The following is a 5,445-nucleotide window of genomic DNA, read 5'->3' as shown; positions in this document are numbered from 1 at the left end:
TTGGGGTTGGGTTGTGGGTGCGTCCGATCCTTGAGAACTCAACAGCGTGCACTTGTCAAATGCCAATTAACCTCGTCCTGACCTTTTTGGTTGGGTGAGATTCCTTTGGATCAATTTTATGGATGTCAGTGACATTCGTTTTTGGTCATGATTGAACTCGCTGCAGCGTTTCACTGTTTTCCCGGTGATGTTGTGGCTTTCGTTTTTTACGGAGAGTTTGATCCTGGCTCAGGATGAACGCTGGCGGCGTGCTTAACACATGCAAGTCGAACGGTGAAGCGAGAGCTTGCTCTTGTGGATCAGTGGCGAACGGGTGAGTAACACGTGAGCAACCTGCCCTGGACTCTGGGATAAGCGCTGGAAACGGCGTCTAATACTGGATATGAACTGGAACCGCATGGTTACTGGTTGGAAAGATTTTTCGGTCTGGGATGGGCTCGCGGCCTATCAGCTTGTTGGTGAGGTAATGGCTCACCAAGGCGTCGACGGGTAGCCGGCCTGAGAGGGTGACCGGCCACACTGGGACTGAGACACGGCCCAGACTCCTACGGGAGGCAGCAGTGGGGAATATTGCACAATGGGCGCAAGCCTGATGCAGCAACGCCGCGTGAGGGATGACGGCCTTCGGGTTGTAAACCTCTTTTAGCAGGGAAGAAGCGTGAGTGACGGTACCTGCAGAAAAAGCACCGGCTAACTACGTGCCAGCAGCCGCGGTAATACGTAGGGTGCAAGCGTTATCCGGAATTATTGGGCGTAAAGAGCTCGTAGGCGGTTTGTCGCGTCTGCTGTGAAATCCCGAGGCTCAACCTCGGGCCTGCAGTGGGTACGGGCAGACTAGAGTGCGGTAGGGGAGATTGGAATTCCTGGTGTAGCGGTGGAATGCGCAGATATCAGGAGGAACACCGATGGCGAAGGCAGATCTCTGGGCCGTAACTGACGCTGAGGAGCGAAAGGGTGGGGAGCAAACAGGCTTAGATACCCTGGTAGTCCACCCCGTAAACGTTGGGAACTAGTTGTGGGGTCCTTTCCACGGATTCCGTGACGCAGCTAACGCATTAAGTTCCCCGCCTGGGGAGTACGGCCGCAAGGCTAAAACTCAAAGGAATTGACGGGGACCCGCACAAGCGGCGGAGCATGCGGATTAATTCGATGCAACGCGAAGAACCTTACCAAGGCTTGACATATAGAGGAAACGGCCAGAGATGGTCGCCCCGCAAGGTCTCTATACAGGTGGTGCATGGTTGTCGTCAGCTCGTGTCGTGAGATGTTGGGTTAAGTCCCGCAACGAGCGCAACCCTCGTTCTCTGTTGCCAGCACGTTATGGTGGGAACTCAGGGGATACTGCCGGGGTCAACTCGGAGGAAGGTGGGGATGACGTCAAATCATCATGCCCCTTATGTCTTGGGCTTCACGCATGCTACAATGGCCGGTACAATGGGCTGCGATACCGTGAGGTGGAGCGAATCCCAAAAAGCCGGTCCCAGTTCGGATCGTAGTCTGCAACTCGACTACGTGAAGTCGGAGTCGCTAGTAATCGCAGATCAGCAACGCTGCGGTGAATACGTTCCCGGGTCTTGTACACACCGCCCGTCAAGTCATGAAAGTCGGTAACACCTGAAGCCGGTGGCCCAACCCTTGTGGAGGGAGCCGTCGAAGGTGGGATCGGTAATTAGGACTAAGTCGTAACAAGGTAGCCGTACCGGAAGGTGCGGCTGGATCACCTCCTTTCTAAGGAGCATCTGGAGATCTTCGGGTCTTCCAGGCGCCAGATCACCACCGTCCGTGTGGTGCTGGTAGCTCATGGGTGGAACGTTTGACATGGCATCTTGGATGCTTCTTGTGCTTAGTACGCTGCTTCGGCGGTTGGAACGGTGTGGGGGGTGTGTGGGGTGCCGGCACGCTGTTGGGTCCTGAGGGACCGGATGCCATCCCCGTGTGGGGGTGGTTTCTTCCTCTGGATGGACCTGCTTGGGTGGTCGCCGTTTGGTGGCTGTTCGGGTGGGTGCCGCCCGTACTTTGAGAACTACACAGTGGACGCGAGCATCTTAAAGAATAGATGATTTTTTCGGCCTGCCCTTTTTGGGTGGGTCGTGCTCATGTGATTTCAAGTCTTTAAGAGCAAACGGTGGATGCCTTGGCATCTGGAGCCGAAGAAGGACGTAGCAATCTGCGATAAGCCTCGGGGAACTGATAAGCAAGTTTTGATCCGAGGGTCTCCGAATGGGGAAACCCCGCCAGGCGGCGTGCCGACCTGGTGACTCCCGTCTGAATATATAGGGCGGGTAGAGGGAACGTGGGGAAGTGAAACATCTCAGTACCCACAGGAAGAGAAAACAACCGTGATTCCGTGAGTAGTGGCGAGCGAAACCGGAAGAGGCCAAACCCAGCATGTGTGAGAGCCGGCGGGCGTTGCATGTTGGGGGTAGTGGGACTTTCTTGACTGTTCTGCCGGGCAGTCGGCGTGACAAGAGCGTATAGGCGAATCGTCTGGAAAGGCGGGCCGTAGCAGGTGATAGCCCTGTAGCCGAAATGCGTGTTCTTGGCGTGGAGAGTATCCCAAGTAGCACGGGGCCCGAGAAATCCCGTGTGAATCTGTCAGGACCACCTGATAAGCCTGAATACTCCCAGATGACCGATAGCGGACAAGTACCGTGAGGGAAAGGTGAAAAGTACCCCGGGAGGGGAGTGAAATAGTACCTGAAACCGTTTGCTTACAAACCGTTGGAGCCTCCTTGGTAGGGGTGACAGCGTGCCTTTTGAAGAATGAGCCTGCGAGTTAGTGATATGTGGCGAGGTTAACCCGGGTGGGGTAGCCGTAGCGAAAGCGAGTCTGAATAGGGCGTTCAGTCGCATGTCCTAGACCCGAAGCGAAGTGATCTATCCATGGCCAGGCTGAAGCGACGGTAAGACGTCGTGGAGGGCCGAACCCACTTAGGTTGAAAACTGAGGGGATGAGCTGTGGATAGGGGTGAAAGGCCAATCAAACTTCGTGATAGCTGGTTCTCTCCGAAATGCATTTAGGTGCAGCGTTGCGTGTTTCTTGCCGGAGGTAGAGCTACTGGATGGCCGATGGGCCCTACAAGGTTACTGACGTCAGCCAAACTCCGAATGCCGGTAAGTGAGAGCGCAGCAGTGAGACGGTGGGGGATAAGCTTCATCGTCGAGAGGGAAACAACCCAGACCACCATCTAAGGTCCCTAAGCGCGTGCTAAGTGGGAAAGGATGTGGAGTTGCTGTGACAACCAGGAGGTTGGCTTAGAAGCAGCCACCCTTGAAAGAGTGCGTAATAGCTCACTGGTCAAGTGATTCCGCGCCGACAATGTAACGGGGCTCAAGCACGCCACCGAAGTTGTGGCATTCACACCTTGCGATAGGCCTTCGTGGTCCAGTCGTGTGGATGGGTAGGAGAGCGTCGTGTGCCGGGTGAAGCGGCGGGGTGACCCAGCCGTGGACGGCACACGAGTGAGAATGCAGGCATGAGTAGCGAAAGACGTGTGAGAAACACGTCCTCCGAAAGACCAAGGGTTCCAGGGTCAAGCTAATCTTCCCTGGGTAAGTCGGGACCTAAGGCGAGGCCGACAGGCGTAGTCGATGGACAACGGGTTGATATTCCCGTACCGGCGAAGAACCGCCCCAGTCAATCCAGTGGTGCTAAGAGTCCTAGCCAGGACGTGCCGGATCCCTTCGGGGTGATGGTGTTCTGGTGAACGCTCGACCCCATGCTGGTGCGGCTAGCGTAGTAACAGGTGTGACGCAGGAAGGTAGCCCAAGCCAGGCGATGGTTGTCCTGGTGCAAGTGCGTAGCCCGAGGGATAGGCAAATCCGTCCCTCACATACGGGTGAGACACGATGCGGATGAAAAGTGGGTGATCCTATGCTGCCAAGAAAAGCATCGACGCGAGGTTCTAGCCGCCCGTACCCCAAACCGACTCAGGTGGTCAGGTAGAGAATACCGAGGAGATCGAGAGAATCGTGGTTAAGGAACTCGGCAAAATGCCCCCGTAACTTCGGGAGAAGGGGGGCCACCCACTTACTAGGTTTTACACCGAAAGGGTGTGGTGGCCGCAGAGACCAGTGGGTAGCGACTGTTTACTAAAAACACAGGTCCGTGCTAAGTCGCAAGACGATGTATACGGACTGACGCCTGCCCGGTGCTGGAAGGTTAAGAGGAGGGGTCAGCGCAAGCGAAGCTCCGAATTTAAGCCCCAGTAAACGGCGGTGGTAACTATAACCATCCTAAGGTAGCGAAATTCCTTGTCGGGTAAGTTCCGACCTGCACGAATGGCGTAACGACTTCCCAACTGTCTCAACCACGAACTCGGCGAAATTGCATTACGAGTAAAGATGCTCGTTACGCGCAGCAGGACGGAAAGACCCCGTGACCTTTACTACAGCTTGGTATTGGTATTCGGTGTGGCTTGTGTAGGATAGGTGGGAGACTGTGAAACCCGGACGCCAGTTCGGGTGGAGTCATTGTTGAAATACCACTCTGGTCACTCTGGATGTCTAACTTCGAACCGTGATCCGGTTCAGGGACAGTGCCTGGTGGGTAGTTTAACTGGGGCGGTTGCCTCCCAAAGAGTAACGGAGGCGCCCAAAGGTTCCCTCAACCTGGTTGGCAATCAGGTGTCGAGTGTAAGTGCACAAGGGAGCTTGACTGTGAGACTGACAGGTCGAGCAGGGACGAAAGTCGGGACTAGTGATCCGGCAGTGGCTTGTGGAAGCGCTGTCGCTCAACGGATAAAAGGTACCTCGGGGATAACAGGCTGATCTTGCCCAAGAGTCCATATCGACGGCATGGTTTGGCACCTCGATGTCGGCTCGTCGCATCCTGGGGCTGGAGTAGGTCCCAAGGGTTGGGCTGTTCGCCCATTAAAGCGGTACGCGAGCTGGGTTTAGAACGTCGTGAGACAGTTCGGTCCCTATCCGCTGCGCGCGTAGGAAGTTTGAGAGGATCTGACCCTAGTACGAGAGGACCGGGTTGGACGAACCTCTGGTGTGTCAGTTGTTCCGCCAGGAGCACCGCTGATTAGCTACGTTCGGGATGGATAACCGCTGAAAGCATCTAAGCGGGAAGCCGGCCTCAAGATGAGACTTCCATACCCTACGGGGTGAGAGGCTCCCAGCCAGACTACTGGGTTGATAGGCCGGATGTGGAAGCGCAGCAATGCGTGCAGCTGACCGGTACTAATAAGCCGATGACTTGACAAACACTTTCATCCTTCTGCGGATGACTCGCGTCCACTGAGTGGTTCCCGATGTACGGTCGGGAACACAACAACACACAGACACGTCGTTGTGACGACACCGAAACATCCATAGTGTTTCGGCGGCCATAGCGAGAGGGAAACGCCCGGACACATTCCGAACCCGGAAGCTAAGCCTCTCAGCGCCGATGGTACTGCAGGGGGGACCCTGTGGGAGAGTAGGACACCGCCGGACTTC

The 5,445-nt window shown here is 55.7% G+C and carries 3 rRNA genes; all 3 read left to right on the top strand.

From position 1 onward, the window contains the following. Window positions 1–205: 205 nt before the first annotated feature. The 3 genes from AC3RX1_RS17470 (at window position 206) to rrf (ending at window position 5,442) form a co-directional block, all read left to right on the top strand. Window positions 206–1,728 (top strand): 16S ribosomal RNA (locus AC3RX1_RS17470). A 374-nt stretch (window positions 1,729–2,102) separates the two neighbouring features. Next, a 23S ribosomal RNA gene (locus AC3RX1_RS17465) occupies window positions 2,103–5,211 on the top strand. Between the two features lie 114 nt (window positions 5,212–5,325). Further along, window positions 5,326–5,442: ribosomal RNA gene (gene rrf, locus AC3RX1_RS17460) — 5S ribosomal RNA — on the top strand. The 16S, 23S and 5S rRNA genes sit together here, the layout of an rRNA operon. Window positions 5,443–5,445 lie beyond the last annotated feature (3 nt).

The organism is Microbacterium altimontanum, from assembly GCF_058349865.2.
Note: the sequence above shows the minus strand (reverse complement) of the source record. Positions and strands in the feature narration are given on the sequence as shown.